The organism is Halodurantibacterium flavum, from assembly GCF_042681825.1.
Lineage (GTDB): Bacteria > Pseudomonadota > Alphaproteobacteria > Rhodobacterales > Rhodobacteraceae > Halodurantibacterium > Halodurantibacterium flavum.
Map to the genome: position 1 here is coordinate 68,235 of NZ_JBHUGH010000003.1, position 22,459 is coordinate 90,693.

Genomic DNA, 22,459 nt, shown 5'->3' on the forward strand with positions numbered 1-22,459 from the left:
TGCCCGCCCTGTCCGATGCCCCCTCTGTCCCTTCGCCTGAGATCGTTATCCCTTCGGCGGGCGCGGATGCGCCTCTCTCCAGAGTCCTTTCGTCAGAAGGGTCCTTTGCGCCTGAGAGTTTACCGGGGCGGTTGCTCCTTCGGCACCGGGCTGGCCCGGATTCTCCCGATCTGACGCAGCCCGGTTAGCAAAGGCGCGGGGGGGCTGGCAAGCGTTTCCTTGCCGACGCAACGGGCGCATCTCATTGACGGGTCGAAAATGGCCCTAGCTCACATTCCGACAGAAGAAGGAGCAGACCATGAAGACCATCCGCACCCTTGCCCTTGGCGCGCTGATCGCCCTGCCGGGCGCGCTGGCCGCGCAGGACCGGCCGCCCGAAAACGCCATGCCCCTGTCAGAGCTTCTGGCGATGATCGAGGATCGCGAGGCGGTCGTCTATTTCGAAGAGGTGGAATGGGACGACGACGGCTATTGGGACGTCGAGTTCCATACCGAAACCGGTCGCACGACTATGCGCATCGACCCGGTTTCGGGTGAACCGATGGCGCGGCGCTGACGGCTCAGCGCGCGCGAACGACCTCCAGCAGGGGCATGAGATCGGCCATGTCCGGCCCGTGCCCCTGCCCCGTCAGCGCCTTGCGCAACGGCATGAAAAGCGCCTTGCCCTTGCGCCCGGTGGCTTCCTTGACCTGCGCTGTCCAGGCGGCCCAGGTGTCATCGGCAAAGGGAGGCGGCGGCAGCAAGGCCAGCGCCTCGCGCACGAAATCGGCGTCCTCGGCGTCGATCACCGGTTCCGCGCCGTGCTGGCAGAGCGTCCACCAGCCCTCCAGATCGGACAGAACGGTGATGTTGTCCTTCGCGACCCGCCAGAACCGTTCGGCCTTGTCCGCCGGGACTCCGATTGCCGCGATCCGGTCGCGCACCGCCTCGAATGGCAGGCCCTGCACATATTTCGCCGTAAGCGGATAAAGATCGTCCGGGTCGAACTTGGTCGGCGCCGCGCCGAACTGCGACAGGTCGAACCCTTCCGCGATCTCATCGAGCGAGGTCCGCAATTCGACCGGCTGCGACGAGCCGAGCCGCGCCATCAGCGACAGGAGCGCCGCAGGCTCAACCCCCTTTTCCCGCAGGTCGCGCAGGGCAAGCGTGCCCAGCCGCTTGGACAGCGCCTCACCCTGGGCGCCGGTCAGCAGGCTGTGATGGGCAAAGGACGGCGGCGTGCCCCCCAGCGCCTCGATGATCTGGATCTGTGTCGCGGTGTTCGTCACGTGGTCCGAACCACGCACGATATGCGTCACACCCATTTCCACGTCATCGACGACCGAGGCGAGCGTATAAAGCACCTGCCCGTCAGCGCGGATCAGCACCGGGTCCGAAACGCTGGCCGCGTCGATCGAGATGTCGCCCAGAATGCCGTCGGCCCATTCGATCCGCTGCTGATCCAGCAGGAAACGCCAGTAGCCGGGCGTCTCGGCCCGTTTGGCGGCCTTTTGCTCTTCGCTCAGCGACAGCGCGGCCCGGTCATAGACGGGCGGCTTGCCCATGTTCAGCTGTTTCTTGCGCTTGAGGTCCAGCTCCACCGGCGTCTCGAAGCACTCATAGAACCGGCCCATGTCGCGCAGACGCTGGGCGGCGGCCTCATAGCGGTCTAGCCGGTCCGACTGCCGCTCGATCCGGTCCCAGGTCAGGCCCAGCCATTCCAGATCGCGCTGGATCCCGTCCGCATATTCCTGTTTCGAGCGTTCCGCATCGGTATCGTCGAGCCGCAGGATGAACTGCCCGCCGGTCTTGCGCGCGATCAGATAGTTGAAAAGCGCCGTGCGCAGGTTGCCGACATGCAGCCAACCGGTGGGCGAAGGGGCAAAGCGAGTGGTGGTCATGGGCGGAACTCCTGTTCCCGTCCCTCTTTCACAGACGGGTCGTTTTGTCCATATGATGACCCTTGGAGGAACCGAACATGGCCAATAGCTGGACAGGCATCACGCCCCCCACCCTTGATGACATCGCGGAACTTGCGCAGGCCGCCATTTCGCGGCTGCCGGAACCCTATCGCGGCACCGCCGAAACGATTGCGCTGCAGGTCGGGGATTTTCCGGCCGACGAGATGCTGGACGAACTGGATCTGCAGGATCCGTTCGAACTGACCGGACTTTACGAAGGCGTGCCGCTGACCGAAAAATCGGTGATGGACCAGCCGCATCGTCCCGATACGATCTGGCTGTTCCGGCGCCCGATCCTCGATGAATGGGCGGACCGGGGGGACGAACAACTCGGCCATCTGGTGGCGCATGTCTATCTGCATGAACTCGCCCATCACTTCGGCTGGAGCGATGAGGAAATCGCCCGGGTCGCCCCCTGGATCATCGCGGATGAAGCAGATGTGTAATGCGGCCACTGGACCGGCCCTGCCGTCCGCCTACCCTTGCCCCGGGAACATCCGAAACCGGGGGGTATCATGCCGCAATCCACGCCTTTTCTCTCTCGCCGCCATGCGCTTTTTGCGGGCGCTGCCGTTCCGCTGGCCGCCGCTGCCGCATCATTGCCGCACGCAGCCCGCGCCGGGGCTGCCATGACAGGCCCGGCCTTTCCGCGATATCACCGCACGCGCCTTGGCGGGTTCGAGGTGACGACGCTGCTGGCGGGCAGCCGGCCGCTCGACGAGCCGCAATCGACCTTCGGCATGAATGTCAGCCCGGAGGAATTCGCCGAAGTGTCCGAGGCAAACTTCATCCCGTCCGACCGCTCGCTCAACTTCTTCACGCCCACGCTGGTGAATACCGGTGCGGAACTGGTGCTGTTCGACACGGGCCTTGATGCCGATGGTATCCTCAGCGCGATCGAGGCCGCAGGCCATCGCGCGGCCGAGGTCGATGTCGTCGTCCTGACGCATATGCATGGCGACCATATCGGCGGCCTGATGCAGGCGGGCAGCCCCACCTTTGAAAATGCACGCTATGTCACTGGTGCCGTGGAACACAATCACTGGGCCTCCGCCGGAAACGAAGGCTTTGAGAACAACGTGCGTCCCCTGGAAGAGCAGATGACCTTCCTGTCAGGGGGTGAGGACGTCGTTTCCGGCATCACCGCGATCGAGACCTTTGGCCATTCCCCGGGCCACATGGCCTATATGCTCGAAAGCGAGGGTGAGCAGCTTGTGCTGATCGCGGATACTGCCAACCACTATGTCTGGTCGCTTGCCCATCCCGACTGGGAGGTGCGGTTCGATATGGACAAGGCAGCCGCAGCGGCAACGCGGCGCGAAATCCTGGGGATGATCGCGGCGGATCGCATTCCCTTTGTCGGATATCACATGCCCTTTCCTGCGCGCGGCTTTGTCGAGGCGCGTGACGACGGTTTCCGCTACGTCCCGGCGACCTATCAGGGGATGTTCGGCGAGGGCTGAAAAACGAGAAAGGCGGGGCCAGCGCCCCGCCTTCCCGGGTAGCTTCAGGGGCGCCCTCAGGCCAGCTTGGTCGCGAACTCCACCAGACGCTTGGCCTGATGCCGGATCGCCGCCTTGTGCTCTTCGGTAAACTCGCCGGTCGTGTGGCTGTAGCCATAGGGGTTTCCGCCCGCCGCAAAGATCGACTGGTCCGAATAGCCCGGCGCCACGATGATCGAGCCCCAGTGCATGAAGGTCGTGTAAAGCGAGAGCAAGGTCGATTCCTGCCCGCCATGGGGGTTCTGCGCGCTCGTCATGGCCGAGACGGGCTTGTTCGCCAGCGCGCCTGTGGACCAGAGCCCGCCAAGCGTGTCGATGAAGGCCCGCATCTGCGAGGCGGTGACGCCGAACCGCGTGGGCGCCGAGAAGAGATAGGCATTCGCCCATTCCAGATCCTCGGGTTTGGCCACGGGGATATCCGACATGCGGTCCAGCTGCGATTTCCAGGCGTCCTGACCTTCGACCACTTCCGGCGGGGCGGTTTCGGCGACGCGCAGCAGGCGAACCTCGGCGCCGGCCGCCTTGGCCGCTTCGGCCGCGATCTGCGCCATCTGGTGGTTGGTGCCGTAGGTGGAATAGAACACGATAGCAAGTTTGACGGTCATCGGTTGTCCCTTTCATAAGAACCCTGCCCCCAGTCTAGGGCAACCCCGGCTGAACCTTCCATTCCCAGCCACCGCGCAACCTATGTGCGGAACCGCACCGGGCAAGGGTCTACTGACCGCAACGGGCAATCACGCCCGCGCCGGTCAGGCCCGGTCGCGCCACCGGTTGACGATGGGATAGCGCCGGTCCAGCCAGAATGCCCGGGGCGTGAGCCGTGTGCCCGGCGCCGCCTGAAAGCGCTTGTATTCCGACAGGTAGACAAGATGCTCGACCCGCTCGACCGTCTCTCTGGCAAAGCCGCGGGCCACCAGTTCTGCCACGCTTTCATCCCGGTCCACCAACCCTTCCAGGATCGCGTCGAGCTCCGGATAGGGCGGCAGGCTGTCTTCGTCGCGCTGGTCTTCGCGCAGTTCGGCCGAAGGGGGCTTGTCGATCACCTGTGGCGGGATGACCACGCCCTCCGGCCCCATCATCCAGTCGCGATGATTGGCATTGCGCCAGCGGCAGGTCTCGAACACGCGGGTTTTGTAGAGATCCTTGATGGGGTTGTAGCCCCCCGCCATGTCGCCATAGATCGTGGCATAGCCCACCGCGACCTCGGATTTGTTGCCCGTCGTCAACAGCATCTCGCCGAACTTGTTCGACAGCGCCATCAGCAAGAGCCCCCGCAGGCGCGATTGCAGGTTTTCCTCGGTCAGGTCGGGTTCCCGCCCGGCAAAAAGCGGCGCAAGGGCGTCCGTCACAGCCTCATGCGGGCCACCGATCGGCAGGGTGTCAAGCCCGGCTCCAAGCGCATTCGCCACCGCCGCCGCATCATCGAGCGACGCCTGGCTGGTATAGCGCGAGGGCAGCATCACGCAGCGCACGTTGGCCGCGCCAATCGCATCTGTCGCGACGGCGGCGACAAGCGCGGAGTCGACCCCGCCCGAAAGGCCCAGCAGCACCTTGGAGAACCCGCTTTTGCCAAGATAATCCCGGAGCGACAGGACCATCGCGTGATAATCCTGTTCCCATTCATCGGGCAGTGCCGCCGGCGCCTGCGGCACGATCTCCCACCCCTCGGCGCCGCGCGTCAGGTCGAGATGGGTCACCATCTCGGCAAAGGGCGGAAGCTGCATGGCAAGGCGCCCGCCCCGGTTCAGCGCGAAGGAGGCCCCGTCAAAGACCTGATCGTCCTGCCCGCCCACCATGTTGAGGTAGACGAGCGGCAGGCCCGTCTCGACCACGCGCGCCACCATGAGATTCATCCGTATCTCATGCTTGTTGCGGTGATAGGGCGAACCGTTCGGCACCAGAAGGATCTCGGCCCCGGATTCCGCCTGCGCCTCGGCCACATCGTCATACCAGGCATCCTCGCAGATCGGGGTGCCGATCCGCAGCGGGCCGATGCGATAGGGGCCGTTGACCGGGCCCGGCGTGTAAAGCCGTACCTCGTCGAACACGCCGTCATTGGGCAGATGATGCTTCAGAACCGCCGCCTGAACCGCGCCTTCGGCAAGGATGCAGTAGGCGTTGTAAAGCCGGCCGCCCTCATGCCATGGGGTGCCGATGCCCAGCGCCGGACCGTCCGCGCAGTCGGCGGCAAGGGCGCGCACCCGGGCCATCGCGTCGGCGACGAAGGCCGGGCGCAGCACCAGATCCTGCGTCTGGTAGCCGGTAATGAACATCTCGGGCAGCGCCACCATCTGCGCGCCGGCGGCCTTGCCTTCCAGCCATGCCTTTCGCGCCCGGGCCGCGTTCTGTTCCAGCGCGCCGACCGTCGGGTTCACCTGCGCCAGCGTAAGGCGGAAAGTATCGGCCATCATCGTTCCCGTAAGCTGTTTGCCGCTTATCTAGCAGCTTGTCGCCGGGATGTAAGCCCAAGCGAATTTGACCGCGCCGCAGGGTTGCGCGGGGGCTGCGCGCTCTTCTAGTCTGCGCCCGAACGGCAAGGCGGGGGTAGGAATGATCGGCACGCGGGGATTCTGGGCAACGGCTGGGGCCATCATCCTTGCTGGCGGCCTCGTGCAGGCGCAATCCTCGGGCGAGGTCGTGGCCAAGCAATACGACGACGGCAGCTATTACGAAGGGACCTTCGAGAACGGTCGCCAGCACGGCACCGGCACCTATCGCCTGCCGAACGGCTATGAATATAGCGGCGCATGGGTCAATGGCGTGATCGAGGGTGAAGGCACCGCCCGCTACACCAATGGTTCGGTCTATGTGGGCAGTTTTGTCGCGGGCACGCCCCACGGACAGGGCCGGATCACATTCGCGGACGGGTCGTCCTATGACGGAGACTGGGACGCGGGGCAGATGACCGGCGAGGGCCGCATGGAATATGCCAGCGGCCAGACCTATACCGGCGGCTTTCTGAACGGCGCCTACCACGGGACAGGAATTCTCGAAGGACCCGGCGAATTCCGCTATGATGGTGACTGGGTGGAAGGCGCGCAGACCGGCAGGGCGCGCATCGTCTATGACGACGGGACGATCTATGAAGGCGACTTGCAGGATGGCCAGCGCCACGGCCAGGGCCGGATGGAGATGCCGGACGGCCTTGTCTATGACGGCGAATGGCAGGACGGCCAGATCAACGGAACCGGCGTCCTGACGCAGGCAAACGGCGATGTCTATGAGGGGACGCTGGCCAACGGCCGCCGCGAAGGTGAGGGGCGCATCGCCTTCGCCAATGGCGATCTTTACGAAGGCAACTTTCACGAAGACCGGCGGCACGGGCAGGGCATGTTCCGCTCGGCCGACGGATTTTCCTATGAAGGCGCGTGGGATGCCGGCTGGATGGAAGGCGACGGTCAGGCGACCTATGCCGACGGGTCGGTCTATGTCGGCCAGTTCCATGAGGATGCCGCCCATGGCGAAGGCACGATCACCTATGAGGATGGCGGCAACTATCAGGGGCAGTGGCGCGCGGGCGTGATCGAGGGTGAGGGCATCGCCCGCTATGCCGACGGCACGGTCTATGAGGGCAGCTTTGCCACCGGGCAGATGCACGGGCAAGGCCGCATGACCTGGCCGGACGGCTACAGCTATGACGGCGGATGGCAGAACGGCCAGCGAGAGGGCGAGGCCATCGCGACCTATCCCGACGGCACGATCTACACCGGCGCCTTTCTTGCCGGTGAACGCCATGGCCGGGGCATGATCGAGATGGCGGACGGGTTCCGATATGAAGGCGAATGGGCAAACGGTGAGATGACGGGTGAGGGTATCGCCACCTATCCCTCCGGCGATGTCTATGAGGGCAGCTTTGTCAACGGCCGCCGCCACGGCGCGGGCGAATTGCGCTACGCGTCGGGTCAGATCGTCAGCGGGCTGTGGGAGGAGGGTCAGTTCCTCCGCCTCGCGTCACCGGCAGACGAGGGCGTGACGGATGCCGGGGACGTCCCCGAAGATGCGTCCGAAGATGGGTCCGTCGAGGGCACCGATCAGCCTTGAAAGAGGCGAGAGAGGATATCCACCACCTGTTCCCGGACCCATCTTATCAGGAGCCTCCAGACCAGGGCGACAAGCACATGTCGCCATCTTTCAACGCCGCCTGAACCCCGGTTGCCGGACGGTTTCTTTTTGCAGTTTGCCATCAGCGTGCTGCCTCTGTTGCCGCGGGTCTTCCCCCGCGGCGTCAAGGCTGCGGCCTTGTGCCGGAAACGCCGATGCACGCCCTTTTGGCGGCCCGCCGCCAGTTGTGGCATCGACGCGCCTGTGGCACAGTCGGGGTCGAAACTTGGGTTGACGATCCCTACATATTGCGGTCTACCGACCCACGTCGCGCATCTGTAGCGGCCTTCACAGAATCTCCAGCGTCAGGACCTCTCGACATGAGCCGTTTCTCTGCCCCCATCGCCGAACAGATCTGGGACATGAAATACCGCCTGCGCAATGCGGACGGGACCGCCGTTGACGGCACGGTCGAGGATACCTGGCGCCGCATCGCCCGCGCGCTCGCCTCGGTCGAAAAGGACCCGGCGCTGTGGGAAGACCGCTTTTACACCGCGCTCGAGGATTTCAAGTATCTGCCCGCAGGCCGGATCATCGCCGGGGCCGGCACCGGCCGTTCCGTGACGCTTTTCAACTGCTTCGTCATGGGTACGATTCCGGACAGCATGGCCGGCATTTTCGACATGCTGAAAGAGGCCGCGCTGACCATGCAGCAGGGTGGCGGAATCGGCTATGACTTTTCCACCATCCGCCCGCGCGGGGCCGAGGTGAAGGGCGTCGCCGCCGATGCGTCGGGGCCGCTGTCGTTCATGGACGTGTGGGACGCGATGTGCCGGACGATCATGTCCGCAGGCAGCCGCCGCGGCGCGATGATGGCCACCATGCGCTGCGACCATCCCGATATCGAACAGTTCATCGAGGCCAAGCAGGACGCCGCGCGGCTGCGGATGTTCAACCTCTCGGTGCTGGTCACCGACCCGTTCATGGCGGCGGTCAAGGCCGACGGGCCCTGGGAACTGACCTATGGCGGCAAGGTCTACAAGACGGTCGAGGCGCGCGATCTCTGGAACCGGATCATGCGCGCGACCTATGACTATGCAGAGCCGGGCGTGATCTTCATCGACCGCATCAACCAGATGAACAACCTGGCCTATTGCGAACAGATCGCCGCCACCAATCCCTGCGGCGAACAGCCCCTGCCCCCTTATGGCGCCTGCCTGCTGGGCTCGGTCAACCTCGCGCGGCTGGTCACCAACCCGTTCGAGGCCGATGCCGAACTGAACGCCGAGGCGCTGGACGAGCTTGTGCGCATGGCGATCCGCATGATGGACAATGTGGTCGACGCCAGCCGCTTTCCGCTGGAGGCGCAAGCGCAAGAGGCCCAGGCCAAGCGCCGCATCGGTCTGGGCGTCACGGGCCTGGCCGACGCGCTCCTGATGCTCGGCCTGCGCTATGGCTCGGAAGAGGCTGCCGCCCAGACGGAGGCCTGGATGAAGGCCATTGCGCGCGCTTCATATCTGGCCAGCGTCGATCTCGCCAAGGAAAAGGGCGCCTTCCCGCTTTTCGATGCCGAGAAATACCTCGCATCCGGTAACATGATGCAGATGGACGAGGACGTGCGCGACGCGATCCGCACCCATGGCATCCGCAACGCGCTCCTGACCTCGATCGCGCCCACCGGCACGATCAGCCTTTACGCGGGCAACGTGTCGTCGGGGATCGAGCCGGTCTTTGCCTATGCCTACAAGCGCAAGGTCCTGCAAAAGGACGGCAGCCGGACCGAGGAAGAGGTCGTCGACTACGCGGTCAAGCTGTGGCGCGACAAGTTCGGCGACAAGGAACTGCCGGACTATTTCGTCAACGCCCAGACACTGCCCCCGCTCGATCACGTGCGGATGCAGTCGGCGGCGCAGAAATGGATCGACAGCTCCATCTCCAAGACCATCAATTGCCCCGAGGATATCAGCTTCGACGATTTCAAGGAGGTCTACATGGCCGCCTGGGATCAGGGCTGCAAAGGCTGCACCACCTACCGCCCGAACGACGTGACCGGCTCGGTCCTGTCGGTGTCCGAGACGACCGAAAAGACACCAGAGGCGGAAACCGGGGCCGAAGTGGTCTATCTGGCCGAGCCGCTCGACCGGCCTCAGGCACTGGAGGGCAATACCTACAAGGTCAAATGGCCCGACAGCGAGCACGCGATCTACATCACGATCAACGATATCGTCATCGCGGGCCACCGCCGCCCGTTCGAGGTCTTCATCAACTCCAAGAACATGGAGCATTTCGCCTGGACCGTGGCCCTGACCCGCATGATCTCGGCAGTGTTCCGGCGCGGCGGCGACGTGTCCTTCGTGGTCGAGGAACTCAAGGCCGTGTTCGACCCGCGCGGCGGCGCCTGGATGCAGGGGAAATACATCCCCTCGATCCTTGCGGCCATCGGCGGCGTGATCGAACGGCACCTTGTGTCGATCGGGTTCATCCAGGGCGAAGGCATGGGCCTCAAGGAGGACCCCTCGGCCAAGGTGGCGGTGATGGGTGCGCCCCGCGGCCCCGCCTGCCCGTCCTGCGGCGCCTATGACATGCGCATGGTCGAGGGCTGCATGACCTGCGGCAGCTGCGGCCATTCCAAATGCGGCTGACCGGCCAACAACTACCGCGTTGAATCGCAACACGGGCATGCGAAGGGGCGGCGGCGATGATGCCGCAGCCCTTTCCTTTTCTTGGGGAACTGCTTGTCGGGGCTGCCTGCCGCTACGGCGCGGCTTGCGTCCGTCCCGCCCAGCGGGAATAGTTGCGCCGACCCCTCCGTCGCCGCATTACGCGCGCGATGGACAAGATGACCTGCCAGCCCAGGCTTGTAACCCAAGCTTGCGGCCGGCCCGAGCGGCCGGAGAGCCATGATGACACGTGAAGGCGCAAATGACCTGCGCAACCCGGGCACCGTCCTGCGCCCGGAGATGTTCACCGGTCACGCCGTAAACCGGAGCGCGGCCGAACGGCGTGCCGCGACCCTGACCCAACGCCGCACGGTCAAGAAGGAATGGCAGGCGGCATGGCTCGTGAACGCGATCCGCTGTATCGACCTCACGACGCTTGCGGGGGACGATACTGCCGCGCGTGTGCGCAGGCTTTGCGCCAAGGCGCGCCAGCCGATCGCCCCGCACCTGCAAGAGGCGCTGGGGCTGGGCGCGATGTCCCTGACCACCGGCGCGGTCTGCGTTTATCCGACCCTCGTTCCCGCCGCTGTCCGCGCGCTCGAAGGCAGCGGTATCCCTGTCGCCTCGGTCGCGACCGGGTTTCCGGCAGGGCTGATGCCGCTGCGCCTCCGGCTGGAGGAAATCCGCTGGGCCGTGGCCGAAGGGGCCACCGAAATCGATATCGTCATCACCCGCGAACATGTGCTGCGGGCCGACTGGCAGGCCCTTTACGATGAGGTCGCGGCCATGCGGGATGCCTGCGGGGCGGCGCATCTCAAGGCGATCCTCGCCACCGGCGATCTGCAGACGCTCCGCAACGTCTACTCGGCCTCGATGGTGGCGATGCAGGCCGGCGCCGATTTCATCAAGACCTCCACCGGCAAGGAAGGCGTGAACGCGACCCTGCCCATCAGCCTCGTGATGGTGCGCGCCCTGCGCGATTACCGCGACGCGACGGGGCATGAGGTGGGCTTCAAACCCGCCGGAGGGATGAAGACCGCCAAGGATGCAATCGCCTGGCAGATCCTGATGAAGGAAGAGATGGGCCGCGGCTGGCTGGAGCCCGACCTGTTCCGCCTCGGCGCCTCATCCATGCTTGGCGACATAGAGCGTCAGATCGAACATCATGTGACGGGGCGCTATTCGGCCGCGTCGCGCCACGCACTTGCCTGAGGACGACGCATGCCCACGATCAAGGACATCCTGACCACCATGGAGTATGGCCCGGCCCCGGAAGACAGCAGCGTCGTCACCGACTGGATCAGGCGGCACGAGGCGCGGTTCGGTCATTTCATCGACGGCCATTTCACCGATCCGGCGCAGACCTTCACCACCACCAATCCCGCCACCGGAGAGGCGGTTGCCCAGATCGCGTCCGGCAGCGCGGCCGATGTGGATGCGGCCGTTTCGGCGGCGCGGGCGGCGCAGCCGGGCTGGGCGGCGCTGGACGGGCATGCAAGGGCGCGTCATCTCTATGCGCTCGCCCGGCATCTGCAGCAACATGCGCGGTTTCTGGCGGTGCTGGAAACCATCGACAACGGCAAGACGATCCGCGAAAGCCGCGACATCGACCTGCCGCTGGTGATCCGGCATTTCTATCATCACGCCGGCTGGGCCGAGCTTCTGGCCGACGAATTTCCCGGCGCGCGGCCGCACGGGGTCTGCGGCCAGATCATCCCGTGGAACTTCCCGCTTCTGATGCTGGCGTGGAAGGTCGCGCCGGCCCTGGCCGCGGGCAATACCGTGGTGCTCAAACCGGCGGAATACACACCGCTGACGGCGCTGGCCTTTGCCGAGATCGCGCGAGAGGCCGGGCTGCCGCCCGGCGTTCTGAACATCGTGACGGGGGATGGCGAAACCGGGGCGGCGCTGGTGCGGCACCCGGACGTCGACAAGATCGCCTTTACCGGCTCGACCGAGGTGGGCCGCCTGATCCGGCAGGAAACGGCAGGCAGCGGCAAGGCGCTGACGCTGGAGCTTGGCGGCAAGTCACCCCTGATCGTTTTCGCCGATGCCGATCTGGACGCGGCGGTCGAGGGGATCGTCGATTCCATCTGGTTCAATCAGGGGCAGGTCTGCTGCGCCGGCTCTCGTATTCTGGTGGCCGAGCCCGTGGCGGAACGGTTGGAAAAGCTGCTGCGCAACCGGCTCACGACCCTTGTCACCGGCGATCCGCTGGACAAATCGACCGATCTCGGCCCCATCGTCGACCCGGTGCAACTGGCCCGCATCCGCGAGCTGGTGGCAAAAGGCGTCGATGGCGGCGCCACGCTTTATCAGGGCAGCGCACCGGACGGCTGCTATTATCCGCCGACGCTGGTGACGGGTGTGGAACCCGCCTCTGTCCTTTGCACCGAAGAGATCTTTGGCCCGGTCGTGACCCTGACGCCCTTCCGCACGCCCGAGGATGCCGTCGCCCTTGCCAACAACACCCGCTATGGTCTTGCCGCCTCGGTCTGGACCGAAAATGTGAACCTTGCGCTGGATATCGCGTCGCAGGTCAGGGCGGGGGTCGTCTGGATCAATACGGCCAACGTCTTTGACGCAGGCGCGCCCTTTGGCGGATGGCGCGAAAGCGGCTTTGGCCGCGAGGGCGGGCGCGCCGGGATGTCCGCATATCTTGCCGGCACTCAGCCCGCGGGCAAAGGCAGGGAGGCCCCGCTACCGCCGCCTGTGGCCACACCCGCCCCCGCCCTGCCCGCCGCCGCGATCGACCGGACAGCCAAGCTCTATATCGGGGGGCGGCAGGTGCGTCCCGACAGCGGCTATTCCTATGTGACGGGCGATCCGGACGCGCCGACCGGCCTTGCCGGCTTGGGTAATCGCAAGGACATCCGGAACGCGGTCGAGGCTGCGGCAAAGGCCACCGGATGGGGCAGGCAACCGGGTCACAACCGGGCGCAGGTGCTCTATTATCTGGCCGAGAACCTCGGCGCCCGTGCGGCCGAGTTCGCATCCCGGCTGGAGAGCTTTGGCCACAGTCCCAGCGAGGCCCGCGAGGAAGTTGACCAAAGCCTTCGCCGCATCTTCTGGTATGCGGCACAGGCGGACAAATATGACGGCGCGACCCATCACACGCGGTCGGGCCATATCACGCTGACGCAGCCGCAGCCGCTGGGGATCATGGGCATTGCCTGCCCCGACGCCTGTCCGCTGCTCGGCCTTGTTTCGACGGTGCTGCCCGCGATTGCGATGGGCAACAGAGTGATCGTCCTGCCCTCGCCGTCACGGCCCCTTGCGGCCACCGATTTCTATCAGGTGCTCGACACCTCGGACGTTCCGGCCGGCGTGGTCAACATCGTCACCGGGCCCCGCGACGCGCTGGCCGCAACCCTTGCCGCCCATGACGAGGTTGACGGCATGTGGTATTTCGGAACCGCGCAGGGCTGCGCCGACACCGAACGTCATTCGGCCGGCAACCTAAAGCAGACATGGTGCGAGGATGGCGCCGCCCGCAACTGGTCGGGGCCTGAGGGGCAAGGCCGCCTGTTCCTGGACCGGGCCACGCAACCCAAGACGATCTGGGTGCCTTATGGCGAATGATGCGACCGCCGGATCATTTATGGCGTGATCCGCCCGGCCCGAGCGGCTATCAGGCGATTTGTAGAACGAGGGAAACATGCCGGGGCTCGTCTTTATCCTCAACGGTCCGAACCTGAACCTGCTGGGCAGGCGTCAGCCGGAAATCTATGGCGCCGAAACGCTGGCCGATGTCGAACAGGGTTGCCGGTCGCTGGCCGCCGCCGAAGGCTTGGAAATCCGGTTTCATCAGTCGAACCGGGAATACGAGCTTATCGACTGGGTGCATGAGGCGCGGGACGTCGCGCAGGGCATCATCATCAACCCGGCGGCCTTTACGCATACCTCGGTCGCGCTTCTGGATGCGCTGCACACGTTCGAGGGGCCGGTGCTGGAGGTTCACATCTCCAACGTCCACAAGCGCGAGAGTTTCCGCCACCATTCCTATGTCTCGCTCCGCGCGGACGGGGTGATCGCCGGTTTCGGGACCGAGGGCTATCTGCTCGCCTTGCGGCGGATGGCGACGCTTCTACGCTAACCCCAAAGCTCCTTGCGTCGCGGCAGGAAAACGGTCAACAGCCCCAGAAGCGGCAGGAACGAACACAGGCGATAGACGAACTCGATCCCGTAGCGGTCGGCGACCACGCCCAGCACGGCCGCGGCGATCCCGCCCATGCCAAAGGCAAAGCCAAAGAAAAGCCCCGCGATCATGCCGACGCGCCCGGGCACGAGTTCCTGTGCAAAGACCACGATGGCCGGGAAGGCCGAGGCGATGACCACCCCGATGATCACGGAAAGGATCGCGGTCCAGAAAAGATCCACATAAGGCAGCGCGAGCGTGAAGGGCAGAACCCCCAGGATCGAGACCCAGATCACCGTCAGCGATCCGAACCTGTCGCCCACCGGCCCGCCCAGCACCACCCCCAGCGCCGCGCCCCCGAGGAACAGAAACAGCATCAACTGCGCCTCTTGCGCCGAGAGCGAGAACCGCTCGATCAGGAAAAAGGTGTAATAACTGCCGATGCTGGCCGTGTAGATGTTCTTGGTGAAGACAAGCACGGCCAGAACGATGATCGCCGTCGTCACCCGGTGACGCGGCAGGCTGCGCATACGGATCGCCGGTTTGCGGCCCGCATTGGCAATACGGTAGCGGCCGTACCATGCGCCCACCTGCCACAGGATCACCATGCCCAGCAGGGCCGCGACCGAAAACCATGCGATGCTGCCCCGCCCCATCGGAACCACGATGAAGGCCGCCAGAAGCGGCCCCGCCGCCGTCCCGAAATTGCCCCCGACCTGAAACAGGGACTGTGCCGTGCCATAGCGTCCGCCCGAGGCGAGCCGGGCCACGCGCGATGCCTCGGGGTGGAAAACCGCCGAGCCGATCCCGATCAGCATCGCCCCGCCCAGAAGCGCCGCATAGCTCTGGGCCTGCGCCAGCAGGATCAGCCCGAAAAAGGTCGAGCCCATGCCAATGGGCAGTGACTGCGGAAAGGGCCGCCGGTCCGTCACCATTCCGACCACGGGTTGCAGGAGCGATGCCGTGACCTGAAAGGCGAAGGTCATCAGCCCGATCTGCCAGAACGACAGCGAGAATTCCGCCTGCAGCAACGGATAGCTCGCGGCCAGCACCGACTGCATCACATCGTTCAGGAAGTGGCAGATACTGACCCCGACGATCACCAGATAGGCGGTCTGGGCATGGGTATCGTGTTGCGCCAGTGACATCAGATGGCTCCGCAGGGGTGGGCGACGCGGGCATCGGTGCAGATTCTGCAACGAAAGGCCAGATCAAAAACGGCATCGATCCATCATCTTTTGCGATGCCCCTGACCACAACTTGGCGATGGAACGTGGCGCCCGCATCCGCTAACCCCGGCCTCGGAGGAGCAAGCGATGAACGACGCCACACCCGGGACCCTCCCGGAAAACGCCGATACGCCCGCGGGCTTTGCCTATGCGCTTGCTGCCTATCTGATGTGGGGCGCGCTGCTGCCGATCTACATGAAGGCGCTGTCGCATGTACCCGCGGTTGAGGTCATCGCCCATCGCGTCGTCTGGTCGCTTCCGATCGCGGCCGCGGTGCTGATCGTGACCCGGCGGATGGATGCGTTGCGGGTGGCGCTCGCCTCGCGCCGGACGCTTGCCATGGCTGCGGTGACAGCCACGCTCGTGTCGGCGAACTGGGGCATCTATGTCTGGGCCATCGGGTCGGGACATGCGCTGGACGCCGCGCTTGGCTATTACATCAACCCGCTTTTCAGCGTGTTGCTCGGGGCGGTCCTGTTGCGGGAATCGCTGGGGCGGTTGCAGATCGCCGCGCTGTGCCTCGCGGGTGCGGCCGTCCTTGCCCTGACGCTGGAAGGCGGGCGCGTGCCATGGGTCGCGTTGGGCCTGACGCTCACCTGGGGGCTTTATGCGTATTTCAAGAAATCGCTCCCCGTGGGCCCGAACCAGGGCTTCTTTCTCGAAGTGCTTCTTTTGACGCCACCTGCCCTGATCTGGATCATCTGGCTGACCTATAGCGGGCAGAGCCATTTCGGCGGCAGTTCCAGCGATGTCCTTTTGCTGATCGGCTGCGGCCTGGTGACGGCTGTCCCGCTGATCACCTATGCGAACGCGGCCAAGTTGCTGCGGCTTTCGACCATCGGAATCATGCAGTATATCGCGCCCACAATGGTGTTTCTGACGGCGATCGTGCTTTTTGGCGAACCGCTGGACCGGGCGCGGATGATCGCCTTCCCCTTGATCTGGGCGGCGCTCCTGCTCTATTCGCTGCCCCTGCTGCGCCAGATGCGGCGCGCCTGAAACAGGCGTTGGCGCAGGTGCCGCAACGTCACCTGACCCGCCCCGGCTGTGGGAACGGCTGAAATCTGTGCAGAAACATCCTGATTGACTGCCTGATCAAAATTAGTAATTGAACCGGGCCGCCGAAAAGGATTTTCTGCAGCAAGTAGCCGCCCCGTGGCGGCTTCTTTCACGAACAGGGAGATAAAGATGAAGAAGGTGATGACGCGCCTCGGCCTGGCGCTGCTGTCCTCGACGATGATCGCCGGTGTGGCGTCCGCCGAGACGATCCGCTGGGCCCGCGCCTCGGATGCGCTGACGCTCGATCCGCATTCGCAGAACCAGGGCGTGACCCACAACTTTGCCCATCACATCTATGAGACGCTGGTGGACCGGGATGTAGAGGGGACGCTGCAACCGCGCCTTGCGACGGAATGGTCGCTCAAGGAAGACGATCCGACGGTCTGGGTTTTCACGCTGCGCGAAGGCGTGACCTTCCATGACGGCGCCGAATTCACCGCCGAGGATGTGGTCTTCTCGCTCGACCGTGCGCGGTCGGAGCGGTCGAACATGCGCCAGCTTCACGTCGAGGTGGCAGAGGTCCGCGCGGTCGACGACTATACCGTCGAGGTCCAGATGACCGGCCCCGCGCCGCTCTATCCGAACAACCTCACGAACACCTTCATCATGGACAAGGACTGGTCCGAGGCCAATGACGTGGTCGAGGTGCAGGACTACGCTGCGGGCGAAGACAACTATGCCGTCCGCAACACCAACGGCACCGGCCCCTATGTCCTGCAATCGCGCGAGGTGGACGTCCGTTCGGTCCTGACCCTGAACGAGAACCACTGGGCCGAAGAAACCCCGGCCGTGACCGAGATCATCTATCTGCCCATCGCCGACAACGCGACCCGCGTCGCGGCGCTTCTGTCCGGCGAGGTCGATCTGGTGCAGGACGTTCCGGTGCAGGACATCGAGCGTCTGCAGAACACCGGCGGCATCAAGATCGAGACCGGCCCGGAAAACCGCGTGATCTATTTCGGCTACCGCTTCGGCGAAGAGCCGCTGTCGTCGTCGAATATCACCGACGCCAACCCGTTTAACGACCCCCGCGTGCGTGAGGCGATGGAACTGGCCGTCGACCGCGACGCGATCGCGCAGGTCGTGATGCGCGGCCAGTCGATCCCGACGGGCGTCGCCAACCCGCCCTTCGTCGCGGGCTGGACCGAGGAACTGAACGCCTATCCGGCGGTGGACCTCGACCGGGCACGCGAACTGATGGCCGAGGCCGGCTATGAAAACGGCTTTACCGTCACGCTCGACACGCCGAACAACCGTTATGTCAACGACGAGGCGATCAGCCAGGCCGTCGTCGGCATGCTGGGCCGCATCGGCATCAACGTGACGCTGGCCTCGCGGCCCGTGGCGCAGCACTCGCCGCTGGTCACCAACAACCAGACCGACTTCTACCTTCTGGGCTGGGGCGTGCCGACCTTCGATTCCGCCTATGTGTTCAACGACCTCGTGCACACCAAGGAAGGCAGCTATGGCGCCTATAACGGCGGTCTCTACTCCAACCCCGAACTGGACGAGATGATCCAGTCGCTGGGCACCGAGACCGACATGGAGGTCCGTGACGCCACCGTCGCCGAAATCTGGGAAGTCGTGAAATCGGACCGCGTGCTGCTGCCGATCCACAACCAGATGCTGGCCTATGCGATGCGTGAGGACATCACGCTGCCGGTTCACCCGGAAAACCAGCCGCTGATGACCTCGGTCACTTTCGCGGATTGATCCCGACGACCTGAAGACCGCCGCGTCCGGCAATGGCCCGGGCGCGGCGGTTCTCCATTTGAAAGGACGGAGCGCCCATGCTGGCCTTCATCATTCGACGACTGGCCCAATCGGTGCTGGTCATGCTTTTCGTCGCGCTGATCGCGTTCTTCGTGTTCCGCTATGTGGGCGATCCGATCGCCAGCATGGTGGGTGTCGAAACCCGCCTTGAGGATCAGGAGATCATGCGCGAACGGCTGGGTCTGAACGACCCGGTCATCATCCAGTTCATGCGCTTCATCGGCAATGCGCTGCAGGGAGAGTTCGGAATTTCCTACCGGCTGCAACAGCCGGTCACGGAACTGATCCTGAGCCGCCTGCCCGCGACGCTGGAGCTTGCCTTTGCCTCGGCGCTGATCGCGCTGGTCTTCGGGCTGACGCTGGGCGTCTTTACGGCGCTCAAGCCCCGCAGCGTGGCGACGGCCTTCATCATGGCGGTGTCGCTGGTGGGCGTGTCGCTGCCGACCTTCCTGATCGGGATCGGGCTGATCTACATCTTCGCGGTCGAACTGGGATGGTTCCCGTCCTTCGGGCGCGGCGGAGTTGTGGACCTCGGCTGGTGGCGAACGGGTCTTCTGACCGAAAGCGGCCTGCGGTCGCTCGTCCTGCCGGCGATCACGCTCTCGCTCTTCCAGCTTACGCTCATCATGCGGCTGGTGCGGGCCGAGATGCTGGAGGTGCTGCGCACCGAATACATCCGCTTTGCGCGTGCAAGGGGCCTCAGCCAGCGGGCGATCCATTTCGGCCACGCGCTGAAGAACACGCTGGTGCCGGTCATCACGATCACGGGCCTGCAACTCGGATCGGTCATCGCCTTTGCGATCGTGACCGAGACCGTGTTCCAGTGGCCGGGGGTCGGATCGCTCTTCATCGTGTCGGTGCAGGTGGTCGATGTGCCCGTGATGGCCGCCTACCTCATGTTCATCGCGCTGGTTTTCGTGCTGATCAACCTCATCGTCGATATTCTTTACTACGTCGTCGACCCGCGCCTGCGTGTCGATGGCGGCGGACGCGGGAAATAACCCATGAAAAACCCCACCCAAGCCAAGCCGGCGCCCATCGTGCCGCCCAAGCCCCAGGGCAGGCTCAAGGCCGCGCTCGACAGCGACATCTTCTATTCCTGGCGCCGTTCGCCCGTGACGATCATCGCGACCCTGGTCGCGCTCTCGCTGATCCTGATGGCGATCCTTGCGCCCTGGATCGCGCCCTACAATCCGTTCAACCCCGCCAGCCTGAACCTGATGAACGGCTTTACACCGCCGATGACCGAAAGCGCCTTTACCGGCGACGTCTTCATCATGGGCGCCGACAACCAGGGCCGCGACGTCCTGTCGAGCATCATGTATGGCAGCCGCATCTCGCTTTTCGTGGGGGCGATGGCGACCGCTTTTGCCATCACGCTCGGCGTATCGCTGGGGCTGGTTGCGGGTTATAACGGCGGCACCGTCGATGGCGTCATCATGCGTGTCGCCGACATCCAGCTTTCGTTTCCGGGCATCCTGATCGCCCTTTTGATCTTCGGCATCGCGCGCGGCCTGATTCCGCCGAACCAGCAGGAAAGCATGGCGATCTGGGTGCTGATCATCGCCATCGGCCTGTCGAACTGGGCGCAGTTCGCCCGGACGGTCCGCGGCGCGACGATGGTCGAGCGGCAGAAGGACTACGTTTCCGCCGCGCGCATCATGGGGGTGCATCCCTTTCTCATCCTGATCCGCCACGTTCTGCCCAACGTCCTTGGCCCGGTGCTCGTGATCGGGACCATCGGCCTTGCGCTTGCCATCATCGAAGAGGCGACGCTGTCGTTCCTTGGCGTGGGCGTGCCGCCGACGCAGCCCTCGCTCGGGACGTTGATCCGGATCGGGCAGCAGTTCCTCTTTTCCGGCGAGTGGTGGATTCTCTTCTTCCCGGCGATCACGCTGATCCTGCTGGCGCTTTCGGTCAACCTGCTGGGCGACTGGCTGCGCGACGCCCTGAACCCCAAACTGCGCTGAGGACGAAAGATGACGAAACCCGTTCTTTCCGTCCGTAACCTGACGGTCGAATTCCCGACGCGACGCGGCATCCTGACAGCCGTGCAGGACATCACGTTCGACATCCTGCCCGGCGAGGTGCTGGGCGTGGTCGGCGAAAGCGGTGCCGGCAAATCCATGACCGGGGCGGCCATCATCGGCCTGATCGAGCCCCCCGGCCGTATCGCCAAGGGGGAAATCTGGCTGGGCGACAAACGTATCGACAACCTGCCGCCCGAAGAGATGCGCAAGATCCGCGGCCGCCGGATCGGCATGATCTTTCAGGACCCGCTGACCTCGCTCAACCCGCTCTACCGGATTTCGGACCAGTTGATCGAGACGATCCGCACGCATCTGCCCCTTTCGGCCACTGACGCGCGCAAACGTGCGATCAAGCTGCTGGACGATGTGGGCATCCCTGATGCGGGCCGGCGGATCGACGACTACCCGCACCAGTTCTCGGGTGGGATGCGGCAGCGCGTGGTGATCGCGCTCGCGCTCTGTGCCGATCCGGAGGTCGTGATCGCCGATGAACCGACCACCGCGCTCGACGTGTCCGTGCAGGCCCAGATCATCGACGTGATGAAGGAAATCTGCGCCGAGCGGGGCGCGGCCATCATGCTTGTGACCCATGACATGGGCGTCATCGCCGAAACCGCCGACCGTGTGGCGGTGATGTATGCCGGGCGGCTGGCCGAACTCGGCCCCGTGGCGGCAGTCATCAAGGACGCGCGCCACCCCTATTCGCAGGGGCTGATGGGGGCAATCCCGAAACTGGGCGAGAACCTCGACCGTCTGGTCCACATTCCGGGCTCGATGCCCCGGCTCAACGCCATTCCGCAAGGCTGCGCCTTCAACCCGCGCTGCCCCAAGGTCTTTGACAAATGCCGCAGCCACCGCCCCGCCGCATCGGAAATCGAACCGGGCCGGCGCGCCGCCTGCTGGCTTTATCCGGGAGTGACCGAAGCATGAGCGACACTCTTCTCGAGGTGCGCCACCTCTCGCGGCGCTTCGACGTTTCCGCGCCCTGGCTCAACCGCAAGCTGGAAGGCACGGACAAGATCTATGTGAACGCGGTCAAGGACGTGTCCTTCAGCGTCAAGAAGGGCGAAACCTTCGCCCTCGTTGGCGAAAGCGGGTCCGGCAAATCGACCATCGCCCGGCTGATCGTGGGCCTTCTGGAGCCGACCGAGGGCGAGATCGTCTTTGACGGCACCTCGCTTGCCCGGGGCCTGAGGGGCGCACAGGCGCGGCGGCTGCGCAGGCGGTTCCAGATGATCTTTCAGGACCCGCTCGCCAGCCTCAACCCGCGCTGGCGCGTCACCGACATCATCGCCGAGCCCCTGCGTGTGTTCGAGCAGGGCATGAACGACCGCGCGCGCCGGATGCGGGTGGGCGAGCTCTTGACGCTGGTCGGCCTCTCGCCCGAGGACGGGCTGAAGTTCCCGCATCAATTTTCCGGGGGCCAGCGGCAGCGGATCGCGATTGCCCGGGCACTGGCGGCCAGGCCCGAATTCATCGTCTGCGACGAACCCACATCGGCGCTCGACGTGTCGGTGCAGGCGCAGATCCTGAACCTGATGAAGGACCTGCAGGATGAGTTCGGGCTGACCTATGTGTTCATCTCGCACAACCTGCAGGTCGTGCGGCACATGGCGAACGAGATCGGCGTGCTCTATCTAGGGCGGCTTGCCGAGGTCGGCGAGGCCGAGGCGCTGTTCGCCCATCCGCAGCATCCCTATACCCGGATGCTTCTGGACGCCGTGCCGGATATCGAGATGACGGGCCGCCGCCGCAAGAAGGTGGAGGGCGAGATCCCCTCGCCCATCAACCCGCCGCCGGGCTGCCCGTTTCACCCGCGCTGCCCCTTTGCAAATGACCGTTGCCGGACCGAGGTTCCCGGCCTCACGCAGCGCGGCGCCCAGGCGGCAGCCTGTCACGCGGTCGAGGAAGGGCGCATCTGACGAACTGGCGGGCGCGCTGCCTGGCGTGCCCGCACGGACGGGAGCCGACAGGCCAGGCGGTAGCTCCAGCAAACCGCAGGCCCGTGGCCGTGACATCATGTTCAGGAGATCGGGTGGTGGAGGGCGTTACCGCCGCCACCCGAAAGAACGAGGATCGCGATCGGA

At 64.9% G+C, this 22,459-nt stretch carries 18 protein-coding genes and 1 riboswitch; of the genes, 14 read left to right on the top strand and 4 right to left on the bottom strand.

What is annotated here, in order from left to right:
- Positions 1-88: 88 nt before the first annotated feature.
- A riboswitch (glycine riboswitch) is annotated at positions 89-178 on the bottom strand.
- 120 nt (positions 179-298) lie between these two features.
- On the top strand, positions 299-556 hold the full coding sequence (locus ACFSGJ_RS04060; RefSeq protein WP_390259716.1) for a PepSY domain-containing protein: 258 nt from the start codon (positions 299-301) through the stop codon (positions 554-556).
- A gap of 4 nt (positions 557-560) precedes the next feature.
- On the opposite strand, the gene gltX is transcribed toward ACFSGJ_RS04060, so the two are convergent.
- Positions 561-1,880 carry a glutamate--tRNA ligase gene (gene gltX / locus ACFSGJ_RS04065; RefSeq protein ID WP_390259717.1) on the bottom strand — a complete coding sequence of 440 codons (1,320 nt, stop codon included), beginning with the start codon at positions 1,878-1,880 and terminating at the stop codon, positions 561-563.
- Between the two features lie 77 nt (positions 1,881-1,957).
- Here gltX and ACFSGJ_RS04070 point away from each other — a divergent pair, with 77 nt between their 5' ends.
- Together ACFSGJ_RS04070 and ACFSGJ_RS04075 are read left to right on the top strand one after the other, a co-directional pair.
- A complete protein-coding gene (locus ACFSGJ_RS04070; protein ID WP_390259718.1) occupies positions 1,958-2,386 on the top strand; it encodes a metallopeptidase family protein in 429 nt (142 codons plus the stop codon).
- A 69-nt stretch (positions 2,387-2,455) separates the two neighbouring features.
- The gene (locus tag ACFSGJ_RS04075) at positions 2,456-3,403 is read left to right on the top strand and encodes an MBL fold metallo-hydrolase (RefSeq protein WP_390259719.1); all 948 of its coding nucleotides are present in this window, start codon (positions 2,456-2,458) and stop codon (positions 3,401-3,403) included.
- A gap of 56 nt (positions 3,404-3,459) precedes the next feature.
- On the opposite strand, the gene wrbA is transcribed toward ACFSGJ_RS04075, so the two are convergent.
- Both wrbA and ACFSGJ_RS04085 read right to left on the bottom strand, forming a co-directional pair.
- Positions 3,460-4,047 (bottom strand): NAD(P)H:quinone oxidoreductase, encoded by a 588-nt coding sequence (gene wrbA, locus ACFSGJ_RS04080; protein ID WP_390259720.1) that lies wholly within the window; start codon positions 4,045-4,047, stop codon positions 3,460-3,462.
- 144 nt (positions 4,048-4,191) lie between these two features.
- Positions 4,192-5,850: an NAD+ synthase gene (locus tag ACFSGJ_RS04085; RefSeq protein ID WP_390259721.1), complete on the bottom strand. Its 1,659-nt coding sequence runs from the start codon at positions 5,848-5,850 to the stop codon at positions 4,192-4,194.
- A 142-nt stretch (positions 5,851-5,992) separates the two neighbouring features.
- Between ACFSGJ_RS04085 and ACFSGJ_RS04090 the strand changes: the two genes are divergently transcribed.
- The 5 genes from ACFSGJ_RS04090 to aroQ all read left to right on the top strand — a co-directional run bounded on the left by ACFSGJ_RS04090 (position 5,993) and on the right by aroQ (position 14,239).
- Positions 5,993-7,483, top strand: a complete 1,491-nt coding sequence (locus ACFSGJ_RS04090) for an MORN repeat-containing protein (protein WP_390259722.1) — start codon at positions 5,993-5,995, stop codon at positions 7,481-7,483.
- Positions 7,484-7,863: 380 nt separating this feature from the next.
- Positions 7,864-10,125 carry an adenosylcobalamin-dependent ribonucleoside-diphosphate reductase gene (locus ACFSGJ_RS04095; RefSeq protein WP_390259723.1) on the top strand — a complete coding sequence of 754 codons (2,262 nt, stop codon included), beginning with the start codon at positions 7,864-7,866 and terminating at the stop codon, positions 10,123-10,125.
- A gap of 261 nt (positions 10,126-10,386) precedes the next feature.
- Positions 10,387-11,355: a deoxyribose-phosphate aldolase gene (gene deoC, locus ACFSGJ_RS04100; protein WP_390259724.1), complete on the top strand. Its 969-nt coding sequence runs from the start codon at positions 10,387-10,389 to the stop codon at positions 11,353-11,355.
- A gap of 9 nt (positions 11,356-11,364) precedes the next feature.
- Positions 11,365-13,725 (top strand): aldehyde dehydrogenase family protein, encoded by a 2,361-nt coding sequence (locus ACFSGJ_RS04105; protein ID WP_390259725.1) that lies wholly within the window; start codon positions 11,365-11,367, stop codon positions 13,723-13,725.
- Between the two features lie 76 nt (positions 13,726-13,801).
- Positions 13,802-14,239, top strand: coding sequence for a type II 3-dehydroquinate dehydratase (gene aroQ / locus ACFSGJ_RS04110; RefSeq protein WP_390259726.1), 438 nt, complete (start codon positions 13,802-13,804; stop codon positions 14,237-14,239).
- On the opposite strand, the gene ACFSGJ_RS04115 is transcribed toward aroQ, so the two are convergent.
- Positions 14,236-15,429 (bottom strand): MFS transporter, encoded by a 1,194-nt coding sequence (locus ACFSGJ_RS04115; RefSeq protein ID WP_390259727.1) that lies wholly within the window; start codon positions 15,427-15,429, stop codon positions 14,236-14,238. The genes aroQ and ACFSGJ_RS04115 overlap by 4 nt on opposite strands.
- A gap of 168 nt (positions 15,430-15,597) precedes the next feature.
- On the opposite strand from ACFSGJ_RS04115, the gene rarD reads away from it, so the two are divergent.
- From rarD to ACFSGJ_RS04145, 6 genes are all read left to right on the top strand, one after another.
- Positions 15,598-16,509: an EamA family transporter RarD gene (gene rarD, locus ACFSGJ_RS04120; RefSeq protein WP_390259728.1), complete on the top strand. Its 912-nt coding sequence runs from the start codon at positions 15,598-15,600 to the stop codon at positions 16,507-16,509.
- 189 nt (positions 16,510-16,698) lie between these two features.
- Positions 16,699-18,282: an ABC transporter substrate-binding protein gene (locus ACFSGJ_RS04125; RefSeq protein WP_390259729.1), complete on the top strand. Its 1,584-nt coding sequence runs from the start codon at positions 16,699-16,701 to the stop codon at positions 18,280-18,282.
- A gap of 77 nt (positions 18,283-18,359) precedes the next feature.
- Positions 18,360-19,343 (top strand): ABC transporter permease, encoded by a 984-nt coding sequence (locus tag ACFSGJ_RS04130; RefSeq protein ID WP_390259730.1) that lies wholly within the window; start codon positions 18,360-18,362, stop codon positions 19,341-19,343.
- Positions 19,344-19,346: 3 nt separating this feature from the next.
- Positions 19,347-20,312, top strand: coding sequence for an ABC transporter permease (locus tag ACFSGJ_RS04135; protein ID WP_390259731.1), 966 nt, complete (start codon positions 19,347-19,349; stop codon positions 20,310-20,312).
- A gap of 9 nt (positions 20,313-20,321) precedes the next feature.
- The gene (locus tag ACFSGJ_RS04140; protein WP_390259732.1) at positions 20,322-21,302 is read left to right on the top strand and encodes an ABC transporter ATP-binding protein; all 981 of its coding nucleotides are present in this window, start codon (positions 20,322-20,324) and stop codon (positions 21,300-21,302) included.
- Positions 21,299-22,294 carry an ABC transporter ATP-binding protein gene (locus tag ACFSGJ_RS04145; protein WP_390259733.1) on the top strand — a complete coding sequence of 332 codons (996 nt, stop codon included), beginning with the start codon at positions 21,299-21,301 and terminating at the stop codon, positions 22,292-22,294. Before ACFSGJ_RS04140 ends, ACFSGJ_RS04145 begins: the two co-directional genes overlap by 4 nt.
- The last annotated feature ends 165 nt before the right edge of the window (positions 22,295-22,459 follow it).